Genomic DNA, 25,784 nt, shown 5'->3' on the forward strand with positions numbered 1-25,784 from the left:
GCTCACCCGCGCAGGAAACGAGGGAGTCCGATGTCCATGTTTGCCGTTTTGTCCTCTGTCCGCAAGGTCTTGCGCCCCGCTGCGCTGATCGGCGCCATGGCACTCACCGCCGCCTGCGACCCGGTCGCGCTGCCCGGGCTGGGCGGCGGCCAGGCCGGCCGGGGCGGTCCCCAGATCGACCCGGCCCAGCCGGTGCAGGTGGCGCTGCTGGTGCCGCAATCCGACCAGGGTGCCGCCCCGGTGGCGCAATCGCTGGAAAACGCCGTGCGGCTAGCCATCTCGGAGCAGTCCTCGGCACGGATCGACCTGCGGGTCTACGACACGGCCGGCGTCGCCTCGACCGCCGCGGCGCGTGCCCAGCAGGCGGTGGATGAGGGCGCCAAGATCATCCTCGGCCCACTGTTTGGCGAGAATGCCAACGCGGTCGGGCTGGCCGTTGCGGATGAGGGCGTGAACGTGCTCAGCTTCTCGAACAACCCCTCGATCGCGGGCGGCAATGTCTTCGTGCTGGGCCCGACCTTCAACAACACCGCCGACCGGCTGATGCGCTATGCCCGCCAGCAGGGCAAGCGCAACGTGGTCATCGTGCATTCGCGCGACGTGCCCGGCCAGTTCGGCAAGACCGCCATCGAACAGGCCGCCGCGGCCAACAATATCCAGATCACCTCGGCCGAGGGCTATGACCTGTCGGTCGAGGGCGTGACCGCTACCGCCCGCGCCGCCGCCGCCGCGATCCAGACCGGCGCGGCCGACAGCGTCTTCATCACCACCGACGCCACCAACGCGGCCATGCCCATGCTGCTGAACCTGCTGCCGCAGAACGGTGTCGCGCCGGGCCAGGTGCAGTTCATCGGCCTGACCCGCTGGGACGTGCGCCCCGACCTGTTCGACCTGCCCGGCGCGCAGGGCGCCTGGTTCGCGCTGCCCGACAAGGCCCGCCAGGACGCCTTTGCCGGGCGCTACCGGTCGACCTTCGGCGATGCGCCGCACCCGCTGGCGAGCCTCGGCTATGACGGGATCGCCGCGATCGCGCTGCTGGCCGGGCGGGGCCGCGCGGATGCGCTGACGGGCCGCGCGCTCACCTCGGCTAGCTTTACCGGCACGGGCGGTGTATTCCGCCTGATGAGTGATGGCACGAACGAACGGGCGCTCGCCATCGCCTCGGTGACGAACAATCAGATGGTGATCCTTGACCCTGCCCCCAGCCGTCTCTCCGGCCCCGGCCTCTAGGCCGGCGCCCAACACGGTCCCCGACGACCTGATCGCGCCCGCCTCGGACATCTGCGACGTCTCGGCCCTGCGGGCCACGCTCTTCGCGGCGATCGCGCCCGAGATGGCCGAGGCAGAGCTGCGCCGCGAGGCGGTGCGCCTGCTCTCCGAGGCCCGCAAGGCGGGCTTCGCGGTCATCTCCGAGGCCTTCACGGCCGAGCCCTTCGGCGCGCGGCGCACCACGCGCTCCTACAGCTGGCTGACCGACTGCATCGTCTCGCTGGCCTACGAGATCGCCACGCAGCACCTGCACCCGCTGCCCAACCCGACCGAATCCGAGCGCCTCTCGGTGCTCTCGGTCGGGGGCTACGGGCGGGGCGAGATGGCGCCCTATTCCGATGTCGACCTGCTGTTCCTGACCCCCTACAAGATCACGCCCTGGGCCGAGAGCGTCATCGAATCGATGCTCTACATCCTGTGGGACCTGAAGCTGAAGGTGGGGCATTCCTCGCGCACGGTGAAGGATTGCATCCGGCTGGGCGGCGAGGATTTCACCATCCGCACCGCCATGCTGGAGAACCGCTTCATCATCGGCGACGAGCTGCTGGCGCAGGAGCTGGACGAGACGCTGTGGTCGCAGCTCTTCAAGGGTTCCGAGCGCGCCTTCGTCGAGGCCAAGCTGGAGGAGCGCGACCGACGCCACGACAAGCAGGGCCAGCGTTACATGGTCGAGCCCAACATCAAGGAGGGCAAGGGCGGGCTGCGCGACCTGCAATCGCTGTTCTGGATCATCAAATACGTACACCATACCGACGACGTGTCCGAGCTGGTGCGCCAGGGCATCTTCAGCCCGGAGGAATACGAGACCTTCGTGCAGGCCGAGCGCTTTCTCTGGGCGGTGCGCTGCCATATCCACCTCGTCTCGGGCCGTGCGGTCGAGCAGCTGACCTTCGACATGCAGGTCGAGGTGGCCGCGCGCATGGGCTACAATGACCGTGGCGGTCGGCGCGCGGTGGAATGGTTCATGCAGGACTATTTCCGCCACGCCACCTCGGTGGGCGACCTGACGCGCATCCTGCTGACCTCGCTCGAGGCCGACCATACCAAGAGCGCCCCGCTGCTGGCGCGCATCTTCCAGCGCCAGCCCAAGGTGAAATCCGGCTACTCGGTGGTGAACAACCGGCTGGCCATCGCCGATGACGAGGCCTTCCTGTCGGACAAGCTGAACCTGCTGCGTCTCTACGAGGAAGCGCTGCGCACCGGGCTGCTGATCCATCCCGACGCCATGCGGCTGGTCACCGCCAACCTGCACCTGATCGACGATGCCATGCGCCGCGATCCCGAGGCGCAGCGGATCTTCCTGGACCTGCTGCTGAAACACGGCAATCCCGACCGCGCGCTGCGCCGGATGAACGAGCTGGGCGTGCTGTCCGCCTTCATCCCGGAATTCGCCCCCATCGTGGCGATGATGCAGTTCAACATGTATCACCACTACACGGTAGACGAACACACGATCCAGTGCCTGTGGCATCTCTCCGAGATCGAGAACGGACAGCTGACCGAGGAACTGCCGGTCGCCTCGACCATCCTCAAGGAGGGGGTGAACCGCCGAGTGCTCTACGTGGCGTTGCTGCTGCATGACATCGGCAAGGGCCGCGACGAGGACCATTCCGTGCTGGGCGCCAAGATCGCCCGCAAGGTGGCGCCGCGGCTGGGGCTGAACAAGTCCGAATGCCAGACCGTCGAATGGCTGGTGCGCTACCACCTGCTGATGTCGGACATGGCCCAGAAACGCGACATTGCCGATCCGCGCACGGTGCGCGACTTCGCCAAGGCGGTACAGACGCGCGAGCGGCTGGACCTGCTCTGCGTGCTGACGGTCTGCGACATCCGCGGCGTGGGCCCCGGCGTGTGGAACAACTGGAAGGCGGCGCTGATCCGCGCGCTCTACCGCCAGACAAGGCGCGGGCTGGAACAGGGCATGGAGGCGCTCAACCGCGAGAACCGCGGCACCGAGGCGCGAAAGGCGCTGCGCGCCGCGCTGTCGGACTGGGAGGGCAAGGATTTGCGCCGCGAGACGCAGCGCCATTACCCGCCCTATTGGCAGGGGCTGCATGTCACCGCCCACGTGGTCTTTGCCAACCTGCTGCGCGGCATCGACGATGACGAGATCCGCATCGACATCCATCCCGACGAGGATCGCGACGCCACCCGCGTCTGCTTTGCGCTGCAGGATCATCCCGGCATCTTCTCGCGGCTGGCCGGGGCGCTGGCGCTGGCGGGGGCCAACGTGGTCGACGCGCGCACCTTCACCACCAAGGACGGCTACGCCACTGCCGCCTTCTGGATCCAGGACCCCGACGGGCACCCCTACGAGGACACTCGCATCCCGCGGCTGCGCGACATGATCCGCAAGACGCTGATGGGCGAAGTCGTGGCCCGCGAGGCGATCCGGCCGAAGGACAAGCTGAAGAAGCGCGAGAAAGCGTTCCGGGTGCCGACCTCGATCACCTTCGACAATGACGGCTCCGAGATCTTCACCATCATCGAGGTGGACACCCGCGACCGGCCCGGCCTGCTCTACGACCTGACGCGGACGCTGGCCGACCAGAACATCTACATCGCCTCGGCCGTGATCGCGACCTATGGCGAGCAGGTGGTCGACACGTTCTACGTCAAGGACATGTTCGGGCTGAAGCTGCATTCCAAGGTCAAGCGCGACATGATCGAACGCAAGCTGCGCGCCGCGATCACCGCGGGCACCGAACGGGCCAACAGCTAGGCGCGCTTGCCACGGGCCGGCGGGAAGGCCCTTCGAAGGGCCTTCCGGGAACGCGTTTGCAAACGCGTTCCTGAAGCGGTTTCCAAACCGCTTCCTGCAATCCGCTTCGAAGCGGATTGGCCCCCGGCCCCGGCGTCATGGCGATCGTCTTGGAACCCCCGTGGCCCCGGCCGGTTGAACTGGCAGGTGACGGCACGCCCGGTGCCGCCCTGCCCCGTCAGACCTGCCCGAAAGGCCCCCGCCCGCATGCTCGCCGATCTCGCATGACCCCAACTGCCAGCGCCCTTGCCTTGCCATCGGGCCTGTCCACGCCCCGCGCCGGGCTGCGGGCTTCCCCCGGCCGCGCGCTTGGGATAAGCCCGGATCAAAAGACGGGACAGGGCAGGATGAAACCGATCAAGCTGATCTCGGGCGTGATGACCGTCGGGTTCTGGACGCTCATGAGCCGCGTGCTCGGCGTCGCGCGCGAAGTGGTGATCCTCGCACTGATCGGGCCCGGCCCGGTGCTCGACGCGTTCGTCGCCGCCTTCCGCCTGCCCAACATGTTCCGCCGTTTCTTTGCCGAGGGCGCGTTCAACGCCGCCTTCGTGCCGATGTTCTCGAAGAAATACGAGGGCGCAGAGGATCCGCTGGGCTTTGCCCGCGACGCGCTGTCGGGGCTGGCCTTCGTGCTGCTGATCCTGACCGGGCTCGCGCTGGTCTTCATGCCCGCACTGGTCTGGGCCAGCGCCGGCGGGTTCGCGGGCGATGCGCGCTTCGACCTGACCGTGGGCTATGGCCGCATCGTCTTTCCCTACATCCTGCTGATCTCGCTGGCCGCGCTGTTCTCGGGCGCGCTGAACGCCACGGGCCATTTCGCCGCCGCCGCCGCCGCGCCGGTGCTGCTCAACATCTTCGTTCTGGCCGGCATGGCGCTGGGGTCCGTTGTCGGGGGCGAGATCATCCTGTGGCTGGTCTGGACCGTGCCGCTGGCCGGGGCGGCGCAGCTGGCGCTGGTCTGGGTCGCGGCCGGGCGCGCGGGCATCCGCGTGCGCCCCGGACGGCCGCGCTGGACGCCTGACATGGCCCGGCTGGTGCGCATCGCGGTGCCGGCCGCGCTGGCCGGCGGGGTCATGCAGATCAACCTGCTGGTCGGCCAGCAGGTCGCCTCGCATTTCGACAAGGCGGTAGGCTGGCTCTACGCGGCCGACCGGCTCTACCAGCTGCCGCTGGGCGTGGTCGGCATCGCGGTGGGCATCGTGCTGCTGCCCGACCTGTCGCGGCGGCTGAAGGCCGAGGATCACGCGGGCGGCCGCGCCGCCTTTTCCCGCGCGGGCGAGCTGAGCCTTGCGCTGACCATCCCCTCGGCCGTGGCGCTGGTGGTCATCCCGCTGCCCATGGTCTCGGTCCTGTTCGAGCGGGGCGCCACCGGGGCCTCGGACAGCGCCGCCATTGCGCTTGCGGTGGCGATCTACGGGCTGGGCCTGCCCGCCTTCGTGCTGCAGAAGGTGCTGCAGCCGCTCTACTTCGCGCGCGAGGACACGCGCACCCCCTTCCGCTACGCGCTCTGGGCGATGGCCGTGAATGCCGCGCTGGCCATCGGGCTGGCGCCGCTGATCGGCTGGATCGCACCCGCCATCGCCACCACCGCCGCCGGCTGGTCCATGGTCTGGCAGCTGGCGCGCGGCGCCCGCGGCATGGGCGAGGTCGCCCGGTTCGACGACCGGTTCCGCGCCCGGATCTGGCGCATCTGCGCCGCCTCGGCGGCGATGGGCGCGGTGCTCTGGGGCGCGCAGAGCCTGCTGATGCCCTGGCTCATGGCCGATTACTGGCGCTACGCCGCGCTTGCGCTTCTGATCGGCATCGGCATCATCGCCTACGGGATCGCCGGCCAGGGGATCGGCGCCTTCTCGATGACCGAACTGCGCGGCGCATTCCGACGGGGGCCGAGGGACACATGACGCTGACACCGCTCATCACGGGGGCCGAGGGCTTTCCGGCGCTGGAACGGCTGGTCGCCGGCGCGCAGGACGAGCTGCTGATGTCCTTCCGCATCATCGACCCGGGCACGCGGCTGCGCGCGCCCGAATTGCTGGAGCGCGGGCTCGAGACATGGGGCGACCTGATCGGGCTGGTCACGGCGCGCGGCGTGCGCCTGCGCCTGCTGGTGGCCGATTTCGACCCGCTCTTCGCGCCGGAGTTGCACCGCAACGCCTGGGCCTGCGCCTCGGGCTTTGCCGATGTGGTTCAGGGCGACGCGCAGGTCATGGTGGCCCCGCATGGCCAGCAGGCCGGCGCCTTCTGGCGCGTGGCCATGCGCATCCAGCTGAACCAGGCCATGGCGCAGCTGCGCGCGACCGATCCGACCCGGCTGACCCCGGTGCAGCGCAAGGTGCTGAAGACCGGGCCGATCCTGCGCCCGGTGACGCTGCACCAGAAATTCGCCGTGGCCGACGGGCGCGACTGCGTGATCGGCGGGCTGGACGTGAACGAGCGGCGCTTCGACACGCCCGAGCATGACCGCCCCTCGGAAGAGACCTGGCATGACGTCTCGGCCCGGGTCGAGGATGCGGATTTCGCGGGCGCGCTGCGCGGCCATTTCGCCGATTGCTGGAACGATGCCATCGCCTGCGGCGCCGCCTCGCTGGCCGACCGGGCCGAGCGCTTCGCTGCCGAGCCGCGTCCGCAGGGCCGCAGCGACCTGCGCCTGCTGCGCACCCGGGCCGCCCCCTGCACCGGTCCCGCGCGACTGGCGCCGCGGCCACGCATCACCGATCACGAGGCCGCCACGCTGCGGCTCTTCGACCGGGCAGAGCGCTACATCTATCTGGAAACGCAGTTCCTGCGCCACGCCCCGCTGGCCGATGCGCTGGTGCGCGCCGCCGACCGCGCGCCCAAGCTGAACCTGATCGTGGTGCTGCCCGCCGCGCCCGAGCGCATCCTGTTCGACAATGACGACAGCTGGGACGCACGCCATGCCCACCAGTTGCAGGTCGACCAGATCGACAAGCTGCGCCGCGCCTTCGGCGAACGGTTTGCGCTGGTCACCCCGGCCTCGCCGCGCCGCGCCACGCCGGACGGGCCGACGCTGGTCGAGGCCGACCCGGTCTACCTGCATTCCAAGGTCACCATCGTGGACGATGCCGCGGCTGTGGTGGGCTCGGCCAACCTGAACGGCCGGTCGATGCGCTGGGACACCGAGGCCTCGGTCCTGTCCTTCGACGAAACCTTCGCGCGCGACCTGTTCGAACGGCTGTCGCAGAAATGGCTGCGCGGCGCGGCGCCCGAGGGGCGCGACCCGCGCGAGGCCGCGCTCTGGACCGAGGTCGCCGCCGCCGAGGCCCGCCGCCCGCCCGAGGCGCGCGAGGCCTTCCTGCTGCCCTTCCCGCTGTCGGATGCGCGGCGCTTCTCGCGCCGGGTAAGGCTCCTGCCCGACGACATGTTCTGAGACCGCGACAAGGGCGTCGAGCCGACGACCCCGTGCTCACGCCGGGGTCGCCACCGCTGCGCTGTCGGCCCGGCTTTCATCGGCCAGCTCGCGTGCGTGCAGTCCCAGCACGACCAGCGCGGGCCAGAGCAGGTAGGCCTCGATCTCGATATTCTCGCCAAAGGACAGCAGCACCAGCACCATGCAGATGCCTAGCGGCAGCCGTCCGCGCGGGCCGCGCGCCGCGTCGTAGAGCGCCAGCACCGTCTGCCAGACCAGCGGCACGAGGAAGGCGAAGAAGCCCACCAGCCCCTTGACGAAGAGCAGCCCGAACCAGGTGTGGTGGCTGCCGATCGGCATGTATTCCACAAGGTGCGGGCCCGGCTGCACCGTGCCATGGCCGAACCAGACCGCCTCTTCCTGCCAGCGCTCATGCGCGATACGCTGCAACGTGGCGCGCACCCGCGTGCTGTCGGCGCGCGCGCCCTTGAAGGCGGCGATGCCGGCCTCGGCCTGGCGCAGCAGCCAAGGCCCCACCACCGCCATGGACGCGGTCACCCCGGCCAGCGCGACCCAGGCCCAGCTGCGCAAGACCAGCGGCATCAGCCGCGGCCCGATCGTGCAGGCCACCAACCCGACCAGCCCCATGCGCGACTTGGAGGCAAGGATCATCAGCACCCCCGCCGCGATCCCCGCCGCCATCCAGCGCCGGTCGCGCTCTTCCAGCGCGAAGAGCACCATGACAACGCCCAGCAGCGCGGCAAAGGGCGACCAGGGGGCAAAGAACTGCCAGCGCGGCGTCCACGAGGCCGGGTCGAAGGTGAACAGGTAGACCGAGAAATATTCCGGCCCCGGACCGCCCACCGCCTTGAGCGGCGAGGTCCAGATGCGTTCCGGCAGGCCCAGATAGGGCGCGGCCAGCAGCACCGGGGCGATGCAGAGCGTCCAGAGCCCCAGCTTGCACTGCGCGCGCACCAGGATCTCGCGCCGGATCGGCAGCACCGCCCCGGCCAGCGGAAACAGCGCCAGCAGCGCCCAGCCCTTGGCCCAGCCGATCGAGGACTTGATGGTCTTCTTCAGGCCCAGCCCCCAGTCCAGGTGCCCGCCCCAGAGCGCCACCAGCATGACCAGCATGCCGATGATCCAGCCCCAGACGGGCAGCGGGATCGAGCCGGTGGCGCGCAGGTCGGCGCGGATCGCCGGGCCGAGATAGAGCGACAGGAAGGCCAGCCCCGCCAGCAGCCCCGCCAGCACCGGGCCCACCACGTAGAGCGCGCCGAAGGCGTAGAAGGGCCAGGTCCAGACGATCGCCTTCCAGACCATGCCCTCGGCGGGGTTCTGCGGCGCGATCACGGCCGCTCCCCCTTCATGTAGAGCACCTTCTCGATCATGCTGCGGCGCATCCAGCCAAGGCCCAGCACGATCAGCAGCATCATCGAGGCGGCGATGCCCGCGGCGATGGCCAGCTTGCGCTTGGGCGAGCTGGGCTCGTCGGCGAGCGAGGGATCCTCGAGCACCTGCACCAGCGGGTAGGAGGCATAGATGTCTGTCTTGCTGGACTGGGTGCGCGCGATGGCCGAGGCAAAGACCGCCTCTGCCACGTTGAAATCGCGCTGCATGTCCTCGAGCCGGGCGGCCAGCGGCGCCAGCGCTTCCAGCCGGGCGGCCTCGTCGGCGTGATGGGCGCGCAGCTGCGCCAGCTCGGCATCCAGCCCGGTGCGCTCGGCCTCGAAGCGGACCAGCTCGGTCAGCAGCGCCGCGCGCCCGCCATCGACCGCGCGCTCCAGCGCCACGCGCCCGCCGGTCAGCGCGGCGACATAGGTCTCGGCCTTGGCCTGCGCCGCGGCATAGCCCGCCTGCGCCTTGACCACCTCGGGGTGGCGCGCGCCGTATTGCGAGCGCGCCTCGGCCAGCGCCGAGGAGGCGTCGGCCATCGATTCCAGCAGGGCCAGGTAGGCGCTGTCACCGTTCAGCCGCAGGATCGCCGCGGCGTCCTGCGCGTTGGTGCCCAGCCGCGCCTCGAGGCGGTTCACCTCGGCGGCCTTGCGCTCGCGCTCGGATTGCAGCCGCTCGATGCGGACGGCCAGCGCGTCCAGCTCGTCAAGCTGGCGCTGGTACTGCTCGGCCGAATGCAGCCCGGTCTCGGCCTGCAGCCGCGCGATATCGGCACGGGTCGCCGCGACCGAGGCCTGGTATTCGCGGATCGCCGACAGACCGCCCGACTGGCGGCTGTCCACCTCGTCACCGCGCAGCCGGTCGATCTCGTCCATGAAGGCCTCCAGCAGCGCCGCGTTGCGGGCCTGCGCCTCTTCGGCCGAGGGGCCGGTCATCTCGACATGGATGAAGGCGGTCTGGTCGACCAGCCGCACGCGCGGCTCGCCGAAGACGCGCGGGTGCAGGCCGAGCCGATCGGCGGCGTCCTCGCGCACGCGGCCGGCGGACAGCAGGCGCTTGTAGGTCTCGGTCGGGCTGACCGCGCTGCTGGCAAAGGCCGAGTTGGAATAGCTGGAGGCCTGCCCGATATCGGCGAGGTTGACCGAGGCCGAGGCGCCCGAGCCCGGCAGGATCAGCGACATGTGGCTGCTGTAGCTCAGCGGCGCGGTCTTGAGATAGCCGGTGATCGGCGCCCAGACCGCCGCCAACGCCAGCGTGCCCAGCCAGACATAGCGCGGCAGGCGGCTGACATCGCCCGACCGCCCGCCCATGAGGATGCGCTTGAGCCCCGGGCCGCGACGACGCGGGCGCGGCCCGGCCTGTGCCGGATCGGCGGCGATGGCAGAGGACTCGACAGCGCTCGCCGAAAGCTCGGCGGCGGGACGGGGGAAGCGGCGGCGCAGGGTCAGGGGCATGGGCGGTCTCCTTTGCCCGGCACCCTACCCTTTGCGCGTCGTTAACGCTTCTGCGCGGCGGGAGCGGCGGCCGGGACAGATGGCCCCGGACCTATCCGCCCGGATAGGACCCGCTCAGAACAGGCCCGCATCATGCGCCACGATGGCCGCCTGCGTGCGGTTGTTGACCTTGAGCTTGCGATAGAGCGTCTTCATGTGCAGCTTGATCGTCGGCTCGGTCAGGTCGAGATCGCGCGCGATCTCCTTGTTGGACTTGCCCGCGCTGAGGCCTTCCAGCACTTCCAGCTCGCGCCGGGTCAGGGTCTTGGCCAGCGGGTGCGCCTCTTCGGGGTCGGGCGCGGTCATGAAATCGATGGGCGCGTATTTCTCGCCCATGGCCATGAAGCGCACGGCATTGACCAGCGACTTGGCCGGCAGCGTCTTGGGCACGAAGCCCGCCGCGCCCATCTCGAGCGCCTTCTCGGCGATCTCGCGCGAGGCCTCGCCCGAGATCAGCGCCACGCGCTGCCCGCCCTTCATCCCGAGCGCGGTCTCCAGGCCGTCCAGCCCGTTCATCCCCGGCATCTTGTAGTCGAGCAGCACGAGATTGTAGGGCGCATCGCTCTCGATCCGCTCACAGGCTTCCTCGAAGCTCGCGGCGCTGCCCATCTCGATGCCGTCCTCGGCCCCGAGAAAGGCGACCAGCGTGTCGCGCAGAAGATCATGGTCGTCGGCAATCAGCACTCGCATCGCACCTATCCACAGGCGGTTATTGCAGAAGCTGCAGAATAGACCGGCGCCCCGGCAAAGTTAAGGCGAGATTAAACAATTTGGTAAACTTGGCAGCACGCCGCCCCTGTCCGAACGGATAGGGCGTGACCTGACCGCGCCATGCGCGCCCCCGTCCGGAGAGGGGCGCCCTGCCGGCGGGACACAAGGGCCCATGCGGCCGGGGCGCGCGGCCCCCGCCTGCCCCCTCCGGCTAGCCCTTGGCGAAATTGCGCCCAAGGGGGCCGATGGCGCATCCAGACCGGGACAACGCCATTCCCGTTCGGAGGATCCGACAATGAACCTGCCCCCCGCATCCGACTTCGCCAATGCCCGCCCCGTCCAAGGCCACGACCTGCCCACCGCCCGCGTGCTGGGCCTGCCGGTCGTCGACGCCACCACCGAGCGCACGGTCGAGGCGCTGCTGGAGGGCGGCGCGCGCAGCGTGGTCTTCCTGAACGCCCATTGCGCCAACCTGCGCGCCCGCAAGCCCGCCTATGCCGCCGCGCTGGCCCGCGCCGACATGGTGCTGCCCGACGGGATCGGCGTGGAACTGGCCGGCCGCATGACCGGCACGCGGCTGACCGAGAACCTCAACGGCACCGATTTCACCCCGGCGCTGCTGCGGCGCGCGGCGCAGCGCGGCCTGTCGGTCTTCCTGTTCGGCGGCGCGGCGGGCGTGGCCGCGGCCGCAGCGCGGCGGCTGGCCGTCACCATCCCCGGCCTGCGCATTGCCGGCACCCGTGACGGCTTTGACGGCGCGCAGGACGAGACCGCCGCGATCGACGCGATCAACGCCTCGGGCGCCGACATCCTGCTGGTCGCCATGGGCGTGCCGCAGCAGGAGCTGTGGATCGACCGCAACCTCGACGCGCTCGCCCCGCAGCTGGTGCTGGGCGTGGGCGCGCTGTTCGACTTCCTGTCGGGCCGCGTGCGCCGCGCGCCGCAGCCGGTGCGCAAGGCGCGGCTGGAATGGGCCTGGCGGCTGGCGATGGAGCCGCGCCGCATGGCCGGCCGCTACCTTGTCGGCAATGCCACCTTCCTCGCGCGTGCCGCGGCCAATGCGCTGCGCGTGGCCGGCCCCGACGCGGTGGCCAAGCGGGCGCTGGACATCACGCTGTCGGCCGGCCTTGTCCTGCTGCTGGCGCCGCTCTTCCTGGTGCTGGCCGGGCTGATCCGCGCCGACAGCCGCGGGCCGGTCTTCTTCCGCCAGACCCGCGTCGGCCAGAACGGCCGTCCCTTCACCATGTTCAAGTTCCGCACCATGCATGTGGATGCCGAGGCGCGGCTGGCCGAGATCCGCGCGATGTCCGACCGCGAAGGCGTCTGCTTCAAGTCGCGCCACGACCCGCGGGTGACCCGCATCGGCCGGCTGCTGCGGCGCAGCTCGATCGACGAGCTGCCGCAGATCCTCAACGTGCTCTTCGGCCAGATGTCGCTGGTGGGCCCGCGCCCGGCGCTGCCCTCCGAGGTGGCCGCCTACCCGACCCGCGCGCTCGAGCGGCTGGCCGCACGGCCCGGCATCACCGGGCTGTGGCAGGTCTCGGGCCGCGCCGATATCGGCTTCGACAAGATGATCGACATGGACGTGGCCTATGTCCGCTCGCGCGGGGTGCTGCTCGACCTGGTGCTGTTGGCACTGACGGCGCGGGCCGTGATCTCGGGCCGTGGGGCATACTGACCCCGCGGCAAGCCCGGCCTATCCGTCCGGATAGGTCCTGCTCTCCCGAATTCCCGGTGCATGACGCACCGGCAAGTGTCACATATACTCCACCCCAGTACAGGAGATTTCCATGGCCCTGCGCACCGCCCTGCTTGCCTCGGCAGCATCGCTGACCGCCCCCGCCGCCGCCGACACCCTGCCCGAACCGCAGGGCCGGGTCGTGCTGACCATCACCGGCGACATCGCCCACACCAATGCCGAGGGCGCGGCGCGTTTCGACGTCGAGATGTTGCGCGCCATCGACGAGACGGATATCGCGACCGAGACGATCTGGACCGAGGGCGAGAATGTCTTTACCGGTGTCCGGCTCGATCTGCTGCTGGCCCATGTCGGGGCCGAGGGCGACGAGATCGAAGCCAAGGCAATCAACGACTACGCGGTGTCGATCCCCGTATCCGACGCCGTCGAGGACGGCCCCATCATCGCCTACGAGATGGACGGCCGCCCCATGCCCCTGCGCGAGAAGGGGCCGCTATGGGTGATCTACCCGTATTCCTCCTCGAGCGCCTACCGCACCGAGGTCATCTATTCCCGCAGCATCTGGCAACTGGACCGGTTGCACATCCCGGACTGATCCCATGGCATGGAAGGGTGGCCTGATGGCGACCTGGCGCGCCACGGGCCAGGGCGGCAAGGCCCTGATGGCCGCGATCGGGCTGATCAGCCTGGTCGCGATCGCGTTCCTCGTGTCCGAGATCGTGCGCGAGCTGCGCTTTCTCAGCACCGCGAACTCGGACAACGTGCACTGGACGCTGTCGCAGGCCGAGGTCGAATTCCTCGAGTTCCAGCACGCCGTCGATGCCGCGCGCGTCGGCGACACGGATGACCTGACCGAGGTGATCGTCGAGTTCGACGTGTTCTACAGCCGCATGGCGACGCTGGCGCAGGGCTCGCTCTATGCCGATCTGCGCGACCAGCCGGATTTCCTGGCGCCGCTGCAGCGGATCCGCGCCCAGCTGGATGCGCTGATCCCGCTGATCGACGGGTCCGCTTCCGATCTGCGCGCCGAGCTGGACAGGCTCTCGGCCGAGATCGAGGAGATGCGCCTCGACGTGCGGCTTCTGTCGACCAACGGCCTGCAATTCTTTGCCCGCCAATCCGATGCCAGTCGCAATTCGGTCGCGGTGACGCTGCTGCGGCTTGCGCTCATCACCATCGCGCTGGTGCTGGCGCTGGTCCTTCTGCTGCGGCATGCGCGGCGCGTCGGCCAGCAGACCGAGCAGCGCGGACAGGAACTGGCCACCGCCTATGCGCGGCTGAACACGATCATGCAGACCTCGCTGGACGCGGTGATCGTGACCGATCTCAAGGGGCGGATCGTGTCCTTCAACGCTGCCGCCGAACGCATCTTCCAGCATCTGGGCGAGGACGTGATCGGGCGCAGCATCGGCGACGTGATCGTGCCGCCGCATCTGCGCGAGGCGCATGAGACCGGCATGAAGCGCATGCGCGAGACCGGCGAGCATCGCGTCGTGGGCCATGGCCGCGTGCGGCTGGAGGGGATGCGCGGCGACGGCAGCATCTTCCCGGTCGAGCTGGCCATCGAGAAGGCCGTCTCAGGCGAGGACGAATTTGTCGTGGCCTTCCTGCGCGACATCTCGCACCGGGTCGCGGCCGAGAACGAGCTTGTCGCCGCGCGCGACGAGGCGCTGGCCGGTGAACACGCCAAGGCCGAGTTCCTGGCGATGATGACGCATGAGATCCGCACCCCGCTGAACGGCATCCTCGGCAACCTGTCGCTGCTCGAGGACACGCGGCTCGACGCCGCGCAGGGCCGCTATGTGCGCAACATGGACATTTCGGGCAAGCTGCTGATGCGGCACGTGGATTCCGTGCTGGACGTGGCGCGGTTCGAATCGGGCGCCGATGGCGCGGCCGAGGACGAGGTGCATCTGGGCCGGCTGATCCAGGACATCGTGGACAGCCAGTCCAGCGCCGCCGAGGCACAGGGCAACACGCTTAGCTGGGGCTGGGCGGGCGATCCGGTCGGCTGGATCCGCATCGACAGCTCGCGCCTGCAACAGGTCCTGCTGAACCTCGTGGGCAACGCGATCAAGTTCACCCGCGGTGGCAGGATCACCATCGAGGCCGAGAGCGTCGAGGGTGAGGCCGGCCCCGAGATCGAGCTGCGCATCATCGATACCGGCATCGGCATCTCGGAAGAGGACCAGGCCCGCGTCTTCGAGGATTTCCAGACCGTCGACAGCGTGCAGACCGACAGTATCGGCGGCACCGGGCTGGGGCTGGGCATCGTGCGGCGCTTCGTGCAGGCGATGCAGGGCGAGATCGGCGTCGAGAGCGCACCGGGCGACGGCAGCGTCTTCTGGCTGCGCCTGCCGATCGAGCACGTGACAGGCCCCGCCGACGATCCCGCGATCCAGGCGGACGCGGATGCGCAGGCCGTGCGCGACATCCTGCTGGTCGAGGATAACGAGATCAACGTGCAGCTCGCCCACGAGGTGCTGATGCGCATGGGCCACCGGGTCACCATCGCGCGTGACGGGCAGGCCGGGGTGGAGGCGGCCTCCGAGCGGCGCTTCGACCTGATCCTGATGGATATCCGCATGCCGGTTCTCGACGGGCTGGGCGCCACCCGTGCCATCCGCGAGGGCGACGGGCCCAATCGCGACGTGCCGATCATCGCCTTCTCGGCCAATGTGCTGCCCGAGGCCAAGGACCGGTTCCTGGCCGCCGGCATGTCGGATTTCCTGGGCAAGCCTTTGCAGAAGGCCGAGCTGCAGCAGGTGATCGCCCGGTTCGGCACGTCCGCCCCGGCCCCGGCCAAGCCCGCGCCGTCAGCGCCTGCCCCGGCCCCTGCCGCGTCGAAGCCTGCGCCGGCCGATCCGCTGGCCGGGCTGGCCGAGCGGCACCGGCAGGAGACCCAGGCCCTGTTCGACTGGCTGGCCACGGCGCCCGCCGATCACGACCAGATCGCCGATCGCGCCCATCAGGTTGCCGGCAGCGCCGCCGCCTTCGGCCAGCCGGGGCTGCGCGACGCGCTGGTGGCTCTGGAACGCGCCGCCGAGACGGGAACGCCCGAAGACCTGGCCGAGGCCACGCGGCAAGCCCATCGCGCCTGGCAGAAAGCCCCCGCCCCCAGCCTTGGCTGAGGGGCGGGCCCGCCAAGGCGCGGCTCAGCGCATCAGCGCCACGGCGCCCACCGCCCCCACGACGCGCGCCGCCTCGGCCACGTTGGTGACCGAGCTGTCATAGCAGGCGATGGCATCGCCGGGCAGCAGGTACGGGTCGAAATCGTCGCGATCGGCGCGGCGCAGCTGGTCCTCGATCTGGCGCTCGATCACGATCGACACGCCGGTGACCGGGTTGCGCGTGAACAGCACGGCCGAGCGGTGCGCGCTGGTCGCCCGCGCCCCGCCGACGCAGTTGGTGTCCACCACGGCCTGCATGAAACGCGTGCCATAGGGCACCTGCCGCACGTCGCGCCCCACCGCCGAGGGCGCGTTGCCGGTGGCCGGCTGGGTCAGGTTCGACAGGAACAGCGACACGCCCGGCGGGCTGACCGGGCTGGGCCGCATCAAATCGTCCTGGAAACACTGGCGCGAGGGCACGACGATCTCGTCGCCGGTCAGCAGCATCACGTCCACCGCGTGGCGCCCCTCGAAGACGCCGCGCAGGTCCAGCACGTGTTTGCGGCCGTTGCGATAAAGCGCGATCGCGGAAAGATCGGCATCCGGGCGCACGCCCCCCGCTGCGCGGATCGCGGCCGAGAGGTTGCGCGCCTCGGTCGAGGCCCCCAGCGCGCCCTGCCGGGCCCGGTCGATATTCTCGGCCGACAGCCCGCCGATCTCGACGCTGTGCGGCTCGAACACCGCGCCCGAGACCGCGACGTTCACGCTGGCGAAATCGGCCGTGCGCACAGATATGCGCGGTGCGGTGTCATACAGCTCCTCGCGCACCAGCAAGCGGGCCAGGTCGGCCTCCACGTCCTCGGGCCGGCGGCCCTGCGCGGGGATGGGCGGCAGGAAGGGCAGTTTCAGCATCCCGTCGCGCGAGATCACGTAATCGCCGTTGAAGGTCTCGTCATCGCCGACGCGCACATCCACCAGGTCGTTGCGCGACAGCCGCTCGCCGCGCAGCGCGCGCGCGGCCTGCACCGCGCCGGCCGCCTTGCCGCTGCCCGCCGGGCCGCCCGCCGCGGGGCGGCAGCGCTCGGCATTCATGCGCGCCGACACGAGGTAGACGGCGTCGTCGCTCTGCCGCGGCGGGTCGCGATACTGCGCCTGGTAGCCACCGCCGCTGGCGACGGGGGCGACGTTCTCGGGTGCGGGCGCGGCGCCGCAGCCGGCCAGCAGCCCGAGGCCGAGGCAGGCGCCGAGACGCAGGGAGATCGGGATCGGCATGTCTGTCCCTTCGGGCCACGTTCTGTCGTTGCCTTCCGTATAGACCAAAGCGCCGCGGCGCGTCATCCCGTTCCGCCCCTCCCGCGCGGCAACCCCGCCTATCCGTGCGGATAGGTCACTTCCCGTCCGCGCCGCCCGACCCTCCCGCGGCGCGCGCGACAGGCGGGGCGGGCGCGGGTAGACCTGTCTTCAGCATCCAAGGAGACACACCCGTGCCCAGATCCACCCTTTTCGGCCACCTGATGGCCTACGGCGCCTCCGAGCTGGCCACGAAGCTGTCGCGGCTCGGCGTGGTGGTGGCCGTGGCCCGCACGCTGGACCCGGTCGAGATCGGGCTGGCCGCCGCGGCGCTGGCCGCCGGGGACATGCTGAAATCGCTGACCGAGAACGGCATCGGCCAGCGCCTGATCGCGGCCCCCGCCGACCAGCTGGACGCCATGTGCAACCGAGCGCACGGGCTCTTCTGGATCTGGTGCGTCGGGCTCTTCGTGGTGCAGTCGGCGCTGGCCGGCGGTCTGTGGATGGTGACCGGCAATGCCGCGCTGGCCGCGCTTGTGCTGGTCCTGGCGGGTGAATACCTGTTCATGCCCGGCGGGCTGGTGCAGACCGGGCTGGCGCTGCGCGCCGGCAAGCTGCGCCGCACCGCCGCGATCGCCGGCGGCCAGGCGGTGATGGCCAACCTGATGTCGGTCGCGCTGGCGCTGGTCTGGCCCTCGGCGCTGGCGCTGGTGCTGCCGCGCCTGCTGACCGCGCCGTTCTGGCTGATCTCGATGCGCCGCCTGCACCCCTGGCAGCCCGATCCCGCTGCCGGCAAGGCGCCGATCCGCCCCTTCCTCGCCTTCGGCTGGCCGGTGCTGGGTGTCGAGATCGTCAAGGCCGCGCGGCTGCAGGCCGACAAGCTGATCATCGGCGCGCTGCTGGGCCCGCAGGTGCTGGGGATGTATTTCATGGCCTTCAATGCCGGGCTCAGCCTTGCCACCTCCTTCTCGACGGCCTTTGCCGCGGTGCTCTTCCCGCATCTGTGCACCAGCCCCGACCGTGCCGGCGCGCTGCGCCAGAGCATGACCGTGTCGCTGGGCCTCGTGGCGCCCGCCGTCATCGCGCAGTCGCTGCTGGCGCCCTGGTACGTGCCGCTGCTGCTGGGCTCCGAATGGCAGGACCTGAGCGGCGTGGTCAGCATCCTGTGCCTTGCCGCAATCCCCACCATGCTGTGGACCGCCACCGCCGGCTGGCTGCGCGCCGAGAACCGCCCGGGCCGCGAACTGGCCGGCACCGCCGCCCTGACCACCGTGCTGATGGCCGCCACCGCGCTGGCCGCGCCCTTCGGGCTCGAGGCGCTGGCCTGGGCCTATCTCGCCACCGCGAGCCTCGCCATGACGCTGCTGTCCTGGCCGGCCCTGCGCACCGCCTGTCTTCCGCTTGCAAAGGTCTGATCCCATGCCGCTTTTCTCCGTGATCCTGCCCGCACACAACGCCGCGCAGACCCTGCCCCAGACCGTTGCCAGCCTGCAGGCCCAGACCTGCACCGACTGGGAGGCCATCGTGGTCGAGGACCAGTCCACCGACACGACCTGGCAGGTGGCCTGCGATCTTGCCCGGCCCGAGCCGCGCCTGCGCGTGATGCGCAACACCGGCAAGGGCCCCAGCGCCGCGCGCAACCTTGGCGCGGCCGAGGCGCGGGGCGAGATCCTGGCCTTCTGCGATGCCGACGACCTGTGGACCTCGACCAAGCTGGACGGCACCGCCGCCGCGCTGCAGGGCGCCGACGCGGTGTTCGGCCGGATCGGCTTCTTCGACGGCACCCCGACCCATGTGCGCACGCACTCCACCGTGCCCGCCGCCCCGGTCACCATCCCCGTGCTGATGGGCGAGAACCCGGTCTGCACCCTGTCCAACCTGTCGCTGCGCAAGCAGGATTTCGACGCGCTGGAGGGGTTCCGCACCGACATGGTCCATAACGAGGACCTCGAATTCCTGATCCGCCTCGTGGGTCGCGGCCTGATCCTGCAGGGCGTCGATTCGCTGCACGTGCTCTACCGGCTCTCACCGCTTGGCCTGTCGGCTGACCTGGACGCGATGCAGGCCGGCCGCGCCACGGCGCTGGAGACCGCGCGGCGCTTCGGCTTCCGCCCCGATCCCCGCTCGGAGGCGGTGCACCTGCGCTATCTCGCCCGCCGCGCGCTGCGGCTGGACCTGCCCGGCACGGCGCTGCGCCTTGCCCTGCGCGGCCTCGCCCGGGCGCCGCGCGCCTTCCTCTCGCCGCTGCGCCGCGGCGCGCTCGTCTCGGGCGGCGCGCTGGTCGCGCCGATCCTGCCCCGCGCCCTGCGCCGCAGCCTCTTCTGCCATTAAGGACCCGCTGTCATGCCCTTTGCCTCCATCGTCGTCCCCGCCTTCAACGCCGCCGCAACCCTGCCCGCCACGCTGGCCTCGCTCTCGGCCCAGAGCTATCGCGATCTCGAGATCGTCGTGGTCGATGACGGCTCGACTGACGCGACGCCACGGATCGCCGCCGAGCATGCGACCCGCGACCCGCGCGTGCGGCTGGTCCAGCAGTACAACCGCGGCCTGGCCGGCGCGCGCAACAGCGGCATTGCCGCCGCGACCGGCGCGGTGGTGGGCTTCTGTGATGCCGACGATCTCTGGGCGCCGGACAAGCTCGACACCCACGTGGCGCACCTGGCCGCCGCGCCGCTGGTCGGGATCAGCTATTCCGGCTCGGCCCTGATCGACATGGAGGGCCGCCGGCTGGGCCACGCCCAGAGCCCGCGCCTAACCGACGTCACCGCGGCGCATGTCTTCAAGCGCAACCCGGTCGGCAACGGCTCGGCCCCGGTGATCCGCCGCGCCGCGCTGAAGGCGATCGCCTGGCGCCCGGCGGTCGAACGCCGCCGCGACTGGGTCTTCGACGAGACCTTCCGCCAGTCCGAGGATATCGAGTGCTGGCTGCGCCTGAGCCTGACCACCGACTGGGGCATCGAGGGCGTGCCGGGCCTGCTGACCGAGTATCGCGTGAACACCTCGGGCCTGTCGGCGCGCACCGATGCGCAGCTCGCCTCGTGGGAGCGCATGGTGACCAAGCTGCGCCCGACCGACCCGGGCTTCTTCGCCCGGCACGAACCTGCCGCCCGCGCCTACCAGCTGCGCTACCTCGCACGCCGCGCGGTCAGCGCCGGCGATGCCGCCACGGCGCAGGCCTATATCCGCCAGGCGCTGTCGCTGTCCCGCGCGCCGCTGACCGAAGAGCCGCTGCGCACCGTGACCACGCTGGCCGCGGCCGAGCTGTCGGCGCGACTGGGCGCGGCGCCGATGCGCCTTGCCCTCTCGCTGAAATCCGCCCTGCGCGGCTGACCCCTCATCCGACCCGGAGCCCGACCATGACCCGCCCCCGCATCCTGCACCTGATCGACGACACCACGCCCGGCGGCATCACCCGCGTGCTGGACCACATCCAGAGCTGCCCGCAGATGGCCCGCGACGCGCGCCACGTGGTGCAGGTCGTGTCGCGCAACCGCGCCCTACCCCGGCTGTCGGCGGACATGATCGTCTCGCACCTGACGATCGGCTGGCGCTTCCTGCCGGCGCTGATCTCGTTCCGCGCGCGCCACGCGACCACGCCGCTGGTGCATGTCGAGCACAGCTATACCGAGGGGTTCACCGCGCTGAACGTGCCGTTCCGGCCGCGCTTCTTCACCCTGCTGCGCAGCGCTTATGCGCTCTTCGACACGGTGGTGGCGGTCAGCCCCACCCAGGCGCGCTGGCTGCGCGACCGCAAGCTGGTGACGCGCTCAAACCTGCGGGTGATCCCGCCCATGGTCGACCTGTCGGGCTTCCGCGCACTGGCCGCGCCCACCGGGCGGCCGCGCGTGATCGGCGCCATCGGGCGGCTGGACCGGCAGAAAGGATTCGACGCGCTGATCCCCGCCTTCCGCGCCCTGCCCGACCGCGATGTCGAGCTGCATATCTACGGCACCGGCGCCGAAGAGGCCGCGCTGAAGGAGCTGGCCGGCACGGATCGCCGGATCCGCTTCATGGGCCATGCTCCCTCGCCCGAGGCCGCGATGGCGGCGGTGGACCTGGTGGCGATGCCCTCGCGCTGGGAAGCCTACGGGCTGGTCGCGCTCGAGGCCCGCGCCGCCGGGCGCGGCATCGTCGCCGCCGAGGTGGACGGGCTGCAGGACAGCGCCGCCGGCGCGCTGCGCACGGTCAAGGGGCTGAGCCAGGCCGACTGGACCGCGGCCCTCGCCGCCGCCCGCACCCTGCCCGCGCCCGAAGACCGCGCCACCGGTGCCGAGACCCGCTTCGCCCGCGCCTGGTCCGACCTCATCACGCAGCACTGCGACGCCGCGCAGGCGGCCGCGGCCTGAGACAGGTGTTGCGAGCGACTTACCCCGCTTCGCCCCTAGCCTCCGCGATCTTCACCTTGATGACATCCGCCATGGGCCGGGTCTGCGAGCCGGCGGTGACGCCGCCCACTGCCACGCGGCGCCCGAGCCGCCACCACAGGCCCGGGCGCCAGGCGCGCGGGCCCGAGGTCTTCAGAACGATCAGGAACCCGTTGGAGGGTTTCATCGCGAAGGCCCCGCGATCCACCCGGGCGATATCGTCGAGCCGCGCGATGACCGTGCCGTCGCTGTCGCGCAGGTCGGTCTCGGTCAGGATCAGCGCGTGGCCGGTCACCTCCCACATCAGCTGCGACACCCAGAGCGCCAGCGCGCCGCCCAGGCCGACGCCCAGGCGGAAAGGCATCGCCATCTCGGGCGTGCCGAGCGCCATGTAGAGCAAGAGCGCCCCCAGCCCGACCAGCGCGCCGACCCCGATCACCCGTCGCGGCCCGGAGGCCGAAATCCGCATCACTTCCCCGTCGCTCATCTGCGTCCCCGCTCTGACCTGCGCCCCCATAGCGCCAAGCGCGCCGCGACGAAAGCCATTGCGCGCAGCAAAGGGGTATCGCGCAACACCCGCCAAACAGCGCCAGCCCGCAGCCGCAGGCCCGAAGGGCCGGAGGCGAGGTACAAAGCGCGCCGCAGGCGCCCCTTTTGACAGGACCGCCGCGACCGGGCGCGGGTGATGCCCTGCTAGTCGCGCCGGGGATCGCGCGGGTAGACGCCCAGCACCTCGAGCGTGTCGGTGAAATAGTCCAGCTCTTCCAGCGCGCGCTGCACGCCCGGATCGTCGGGATGGCCCTCGATATCGGCGTAGAACTGCGTCGCGGTGAAGGAACCGCCGACCATGTAGCTTTCCAGCTTGGTCATGTTCACCCCGTTGGTGGCAAAACCGCCCATCGCCTTGTAGAGCGCCGCGGGGATGTTGCGCACCTGGAAGACGAAGGTGGTCATCATGCCATGGGTGCCGCGCCGGGTCAGGTCGGGCTCGGGCGCCATCAGCAGGAAGCGCGTGGTGTTGTGGGCGTGGTCCTCGATATGGCGGGCCAGGATGTGCAGCCCGTGGATCTCGGCGGCGAGATCCGAGGCCAGCACGCCCACGTCGCGCTGCCCGGCCTCGGCCAGTTCCGCCGCAGCGCCCGCGCTGTCGGCCGCCGCCTCGCCGCGGATGCCGTATTTCGCCAGGAAGGCGCGGGCCTGCGGCAGCAGCACCAGGTGCGCGCGCACCACGTCCAGCGCCTCGATCTCGACCCCGGGCAGCGCCATCAGGCTGATATGCACCCGCACGAAGGCCTCGTCGACGATGCGCAGCCCGCTTTCGGGCAGCAGGCGGTGGATGTCGGCCACCCGGCCATAGGTCGAGTTCTCGACCGGCAGCATGGCCAGATCGGCCCGCCCCTCGCGCACCGCCGCGATCACGTCCTCGAAGGTCTTGCAGGGCAAGGGCTCGGCCTCGGGCCGCGCCTCGACGCAGGCCTGGTGCGAATAGGCGCCCAGTTCCCCCTGGAAGGCAATGCGCTCAACCATCACTCGTCCCCTGTTCGGCCCGGCCGTGCGGGCGTTTGGTCGCGGCTTCTATATCTTGCCTGTGCCGAAGGGAAGCTCTAGACCCTCATGCAATCCGAGCTTTCTGAACAGGGCATCTCATGTTTGACACGATGACATTCACCAAGGTGGTCGGCGGGGTCTGTGGATCCCTGCTGGTCTTTCTGCTGGGGAAATGGGCCGCGGAAACCATGTATCACGGCGGCGGCGGCCACGGCGACGACCATGCCGCGGCCTACGTGATCGAGACCGGTGGCGGGGACGAGCCGCCCGAACCCGTGGAAGAGGTCGACTTCGCCACGCTGATGGCCGAGGCCGATGCCGGCAAGGGCGAACGCGTCTTCGGCAAGTGCAAGGCCTGCCACAAGCTGGACGGCTCCAACGCCGTGGGCCCCTATCTGAACGGTGTCGTGGGCCGCGACATCGGCGCAGTGGACGGGTTCGGCTATTCCGGCAATCTCGAGCAGGTCGGCGACGCCTGGACACCCGAGAACCTGAACGCCTTCCTGGAGAACCCGCGCAACGCCGCGCCGGGCACCACGATGAGCTTCAACGGCCTCAGCAGCGCCGTGGACCGGGCCAACGTGATCGCCTACCTGCAGGGCACCGACAGCTGACAGCGGCGAAAATTGTTGAATTCAAGGGTCGTCCCCGTCGGGGGCGGCCCTTTTGCCATGTGGCGCGCCCGATAGGCCGCTCTCTGCCGCTTCACGGGGAATTCATGCCTGGCTGACGCCAATCACCGCTTGAATGTGGTCAACCGGAGCACTTAGCTTATTTTCAAGAAAAATAACGTGCAGCAGGCCTGCCGCCGCAGGGCAGCCCCCAGGGAGTAGCAGATGACGATCCGACCCCACCGCACCGAATCCCGCGCCAGGACAAAGGCGCGCCACCGTCCCGATCTTCGCCCCTACGCCACCGGCGCGCTGGCGCTCGGCGTGGCGCTGCTGGCCGTGCAGGCCTTTGCGCAGGACGGGGACGAGACGATCATCAAGGCGCATGGCTATTCCTATTTCGGCAATCTCGACTACCCCGAGGACTACGCCCATTTCGACTTCGTCAACCCGGACGCGCCCAAGGGCGGCGAGTTGGTCCTCTCGGCCACCGGCACTTTCGACAGCCTGAATCCCTATTCGCGCAAGGGCCGCGCCGGGGCGCTGACCACGCTGCAATACGACCAGCTCTTCGAATCCGTCGAGGACAGCGTCGGCCAGTATTACTGCATCCTTTGCGAAAGCCTCGAATATCCCGAAAGCCGCGACTGGGTGATCTTCAACCTGCGCCCCGAGGCGACCTTCTGGGACGGCACCCCCGTCACGGCCGAGGACGTGGTCTATTCGCACCGGCTCTTCATCACGCAGGGCCTGCCCTCCTACGCGCAGGCCGTGGGCGAGATGGTCACCGGCGCCGAGGCGCTGGACGAGCACCGCGTCAAGTTCACCTTCAACCCCGAGCTGTCCAAGCGCTCGCGGATCGAGACGGTGGGCTCCACCCCGGTCTTCAAGAAGGCGTGGTTCGAGGAGGATCCCGAGAACCGCCGCCTCGACGAGCCGCGCATGGAGGTGCCACCCGGGTCGGGCCCGTACCGGCTCGACAGCTATGACGTGAACCGACGCATCGTCTATTCGCGGCGCGACGATTACTGGGGCGAAGACGTGCCCTTCAATGTCGGGCGCAACAATTACGACACGATCCGGCTGGAATATTTCGCCGACCAGACCGCCTCGTTCGAGGCGTTCAAGGCGGGGGAATACACGTTCAAGGTCGAGACGGACCCCAAGCAATGGGCCTCGGCCTATGACTTCCCCAAGGTGCAGGAAGGCGTGATCGTCACTGAGGAAATCCCCGATGGCAGCCCGCCCAACCCGACCGGCTTCGTCTTCAACCTCGGCAAGGAACAGCTGCAGGACAAGCGCGTGCGCGAGGCGATCGCGCTGGCCTTCAACTTCGAATGGACCAACGAGTCGCTGCTGTTCGGACTCTACTCGCCGCGCTCCTCCTTCGTCGAGGGCACCCATGTCGAGGCGACCGACGTGCCCACCGGCGCCGAGCTGGAGTTCCTGCAATCGCTGGGCGACGTGGTCCCCGAAGAGCTGCTGACCGAGCCGGTGCGCGTCATGCACGCCTCGGATGGCGACCGGCTGGCTGACCGGCGCAACCTGCGCAGCGCCTCGCGCCTTCTGTCCGAGGCCGGCTGGGAGGTCGGCGATGACGGCATCCGCCGCAACGACGCCGGCGAGACGCTGAGCGTAAACCTGCTGATCCCGTCGAACATCCAGCCCTCGGTCGAGGCGATGCACGAGACCTTCGTGCAGAACCTCCAGCAGATCGGCGTCGACGCCACGTTCGAGCGGGTCGACCCGTCGCAATACACGCTGCGCCGCCGCGACCGCGACTATGACATCCTGTACTCCACCCGCTACGGCGCCTTCCTGTCCACCGGGGGTGGTCTGACGCAGATGTACGGCTCGCGCGAGGCCGAGTTCAGCCTGTTCAACCCCGCCGGGCTGGCCAGCCCGCTGGTGGACGAGATCCTCGAGGCCTCCTTCGTGGCCGACAGCCAGGAAGAGACCGACGTGGCGCTGACCGCGCTGGACCGCGCGCTGCGGCACGAGTTCTTCGTGATCCCCACCGGCTATATCGCCGATCACTGGGTGGCCTATTTCGACATGTACGAGCACCCCGAGGAGCTGCCCCCTTACGACCTGGGCTATCTCAGCTTCTGGTGGGTCAACCCCGAGAAAGAGGCCGCGCTGAAGGCGGCCGGCCACCTGGACTGA

At 70.1% G+C, this 25,784-nt stretch carries 19 protein-coding genes; 13 read left to right on the top strand and 6 right to left on the bottom strand.

The window, feature by feature from the left end; all coding sequences use genetic code 11:
- Positions 1–36 precede the first annotated feature (36 nt).
- The 4 genes from AVJ23_RS02410 to AVJ23_RS02425 all read left to right on the top strand — a co-directional run bounded on the left by AVJ23_RS02410 (position 37) and on the right by AVJ23_RS02425 (position 7,418).
- Positions 37–1,230, top strand: coding sequence for a penicillin-binding protein activator (locus AVJ23_RS02410; protein WP_058860796.1), 1,194 nt, complete (start codon positions 37–39; stop codon positions 1,228–1,230).
- Positions 1,190–3,991, top strand: coding sequence for a [protein-PII] uridylyltransferase (locus tag AVJ23_RS02415; protein WP_084794229.1), 2,802 nt, complete (start codon positions 1,190–1,192; stop codon positions 3,989–3,991). The genes AVJ23_RS02410 and AVJ23_RS02415 overlap by 41 nt, the downstream gene beginning before the upstream one ends.
- A gap of 386 nt (positions 3,992–4,377) precedes the next feature.
- Positions 4,378–5,931: a murein biosynthesis integral membrane protein MurJ gene (gene murJ, locus AVJ23_RS02420; protein ID WP_058860542.1), complete on the top strand. Its 1,554-nt coding sequence runs from the start codon at positions 4,378–4,380 to the stop codon at positions 5,929–5,931.
- Positions 5,928–7,418: a phospholipase D-like domain-containing protein gene (locus AVJ23_RS02425; protein WP_058860543.1), complete on the top strand. Its 1,491-nt coding sequence runs from the start codon at positions 5,928–5,930 to the stop codon at positions 7,416–7,418. Before murJ ends, AVJ23_RS02425 begins: the two co-directional genes overlap by 4 nt.
- A 36-nt stretch (positions 7,419–7,454) precedes the next feature.
- On the opposite strand, the gene AVJ23_RS02430 is transcribed toward AVJ23_RS02425, so the two are convergent.
- The 3 genes from AVJ23_RS02430 to AVJ23_RS02440 form a co-directional block, all read right to left on the bottom strand.
- On the bottom strand, positions 7,455–8,720 hold the full coding sequence (locus tag AVJ23_RS02430; RefSeq protein WP_058860798.1) for a capsular biosynthesis protein: 1,266 nt from the start codon (positions 8,718–8,720) through the stop codon (positions 7,455–7,457).
- A gap of 26 nt (positions 8,721–8,746) precedes the next feature.
- Positions 8,747–10,246, bottom strand: coding sequence for a GumC family protein (locus tag AVJ23_RS02435; protein ID WP_240484491.1), 1,500 nt, complete (start codon positions 10,244–10,246; stop codon positions 8,747–8,749).
- Between the two features lie 114 nt (positions 10,247–10,360).
- Positions 10,361–10,975 carry a response regulator transcription factor gene (locus tag AVJ23_RS02440; protein WP_058860544.1) on the bottom strand — a complete coding sequence of 205 codons (615 nt, stop codon included), beginning with the start codon at positions 10,973–10,975 and terminating at the stop codon, positions 10,361–10,363.
- A 316-nt stretch (positions 10,976–11,291) separates the two neighbouring features.
- On the opposite strand from AVJ23_RS02440, the gene AVJ23_RS02445 reads away from it, so the two are divergent.
- From AVJ23_RS02445 to AVJ23_RS02455, 3 genes are all read left to right on the top strand, one after another.
- A complete protein-coding gene (locus AVJ23_RS02445; protein WP_058860545.1) occupies positions 11,292–12,674 on the top strand; it encodes a WecB/TagA/CpsF family glycosyltransferase in 1,383 nt (460 codons plus the stop codon).
- 112 nt (positions 12,675–12,786) lie between these two features.
- On the top strand, positions 12,787–13,290 hold the full coding sequence (locus AVJ23_RS02450; protein WP_058860546.1) for a putative pterin-binding protein: 504 nt from the start codon (positions 12,787–12,789) through the stop codon (positions 13,288–13,290).
- 4 nt (positions 13,291–13,294) lie between these two features.
- A complete protein-coding gene (locus AVJ23_RS02455) occupies positions 13,295–15,826 on the top strand; it encodes a hybrid sensor histidine kinase/response regulator (protein WP_240484493.1) in 2,532 nt (843 codons plus the stop codon).
- Positions 15,827–15,850: 24 nt separating this feature from the next.
- Here the strand turns inward: AVJ23_RS02455 and AVJ23_RS02460 are convergent, their stop codons facing one another.
- Positions 15,851–17,077 (bottom strand): polysaccharide biosynthesis/export family protein, encoded by a 1,227-nt coding sequence (locus AVJ23_RS02460; protein ID WP_058860547.1) that lies wholly within the window; start codon positions 17,075–17,077, stop codon positions 15,851–15,853.
- Positions 17,078–17,319: 242 nt separating this feature from the next.
- Here AVJ23_RS02460 and AVJ23_RS02465 point away from each other — a divergent pair, with 242 nt between their 5' ends.
- The 4 genes from AVJ23_RS02465 to AVJ23_RS02480 are packed head-to-tail and all read left to right on the top strand — an operon-like array spanning position 17,320 to position 21,441.
- Entirely contained in the window at positions 17,320–18,510 is a 1,191-nt protein-coding gene (locus AVJ23_RS02465) for an oligosaccharide flippase family protein (RefSeq protein ID WP_058860801.1), read from the top strand.
- A 4-nt stretch (positions 18,511–18,514) separates the two neighbouring features.
- Entirely contained in the window at positions 18,515–19,426 is a 912-nt protein-coding gene (locus AVJ23_RS02470) for a glycosyltransferase family 2 protein (RefSeq protein WP_058860548.1), read from the top strand.
- A 12-nt stretch (positions 19,427–19,438) separates the two neighbouring features.
- A complete protein-coding gene (locus AVJ23_RS02475; protein ID WP_058860549.1) occupies positions 19,439–20,425 on the top strand; it encodes a glycosyltransferase family 2 protein in 987 nt (328 codons plus the stop codon).
- 26 nt (positions 20,426–20,451) lie between these two features.
- On the top strand, positions 20,452–21,441 hold the full coding sequence (locus tag AVJ23_RS02480) for a glycosyltransferase (protein WP_058860550.1): 990 nt from the start codon (positions 20,452–20,454) through the stop codon (positions 21,439–21,441).
- A 19-nt stretch (positions 21,442–21,460) separates the two neighbouring features.
- Here AVJ23_RS02480 and AVJ23_RS02485 read toward each other — a convergent pair whose 3' ends face one another.
- Together AVJ23_RS02485 and AVJ23_RS02490 are read right to left on the bottom strand one after the other, a co-directional pair.
- Entirely contained in the window at positions 21,461–21,946 is a 486-nt protein-coding gene (locus tag AVJ23_RS02485; protein WP_058860551.1) for a hypothetical protein, read from the bottom strand.
- A 206-nt stretch (positions 21,947–22,152) separates the two neighbouring features.
- Positions 22,153–22,986, bottom strand: a complete 834-nt coding sequence (locus tag AVJ23_RS02490) for a prephenate dehydratase (protein WP_058860552.1) — start codon at positions 22,984–22,986, stop codon at positions 22,153–22,155.
- Positions 22,987–23,105: 119 nt separating this feature from the next.
- On the opposite strand from AVJ23_RS02490, the gene AVJ23_RS02495 reads away from it, so the two are divergent.
- Positions 23,106–23,621: a c-type cytochrome gene (locus tag AVJ23_RS02495; RefSeq protein ID WP_058860553.1), complete on the top strand. Its 516-nt coding sequence runs from the start codon at positions 23,106–23,108 to the stop codon at positions 23,619–23,621.
- Positions 23,622–23,843: 222 nt separating this feature from the next.
- Positions 23,844–25,784, top strand: a complete 1,941-nt coding sequence (locus AVJ23_RS02500; RefSeq protein WP_084794231.1) for an extracellular solute-binding protein — start codon at positions 23,844–23,846, stop codon at positions 25,782–25,784.

The organism is Pseudoponticoccus marisrubri, assembly GCF_001482405.1.
GTDB lineage: Bacteria > Pseudomonadota > Alphaproteobacteria > Rhodobacterales > Rhodobacteraceae > Pseudoponticoccus > Pseudoponticoccus marisrubri.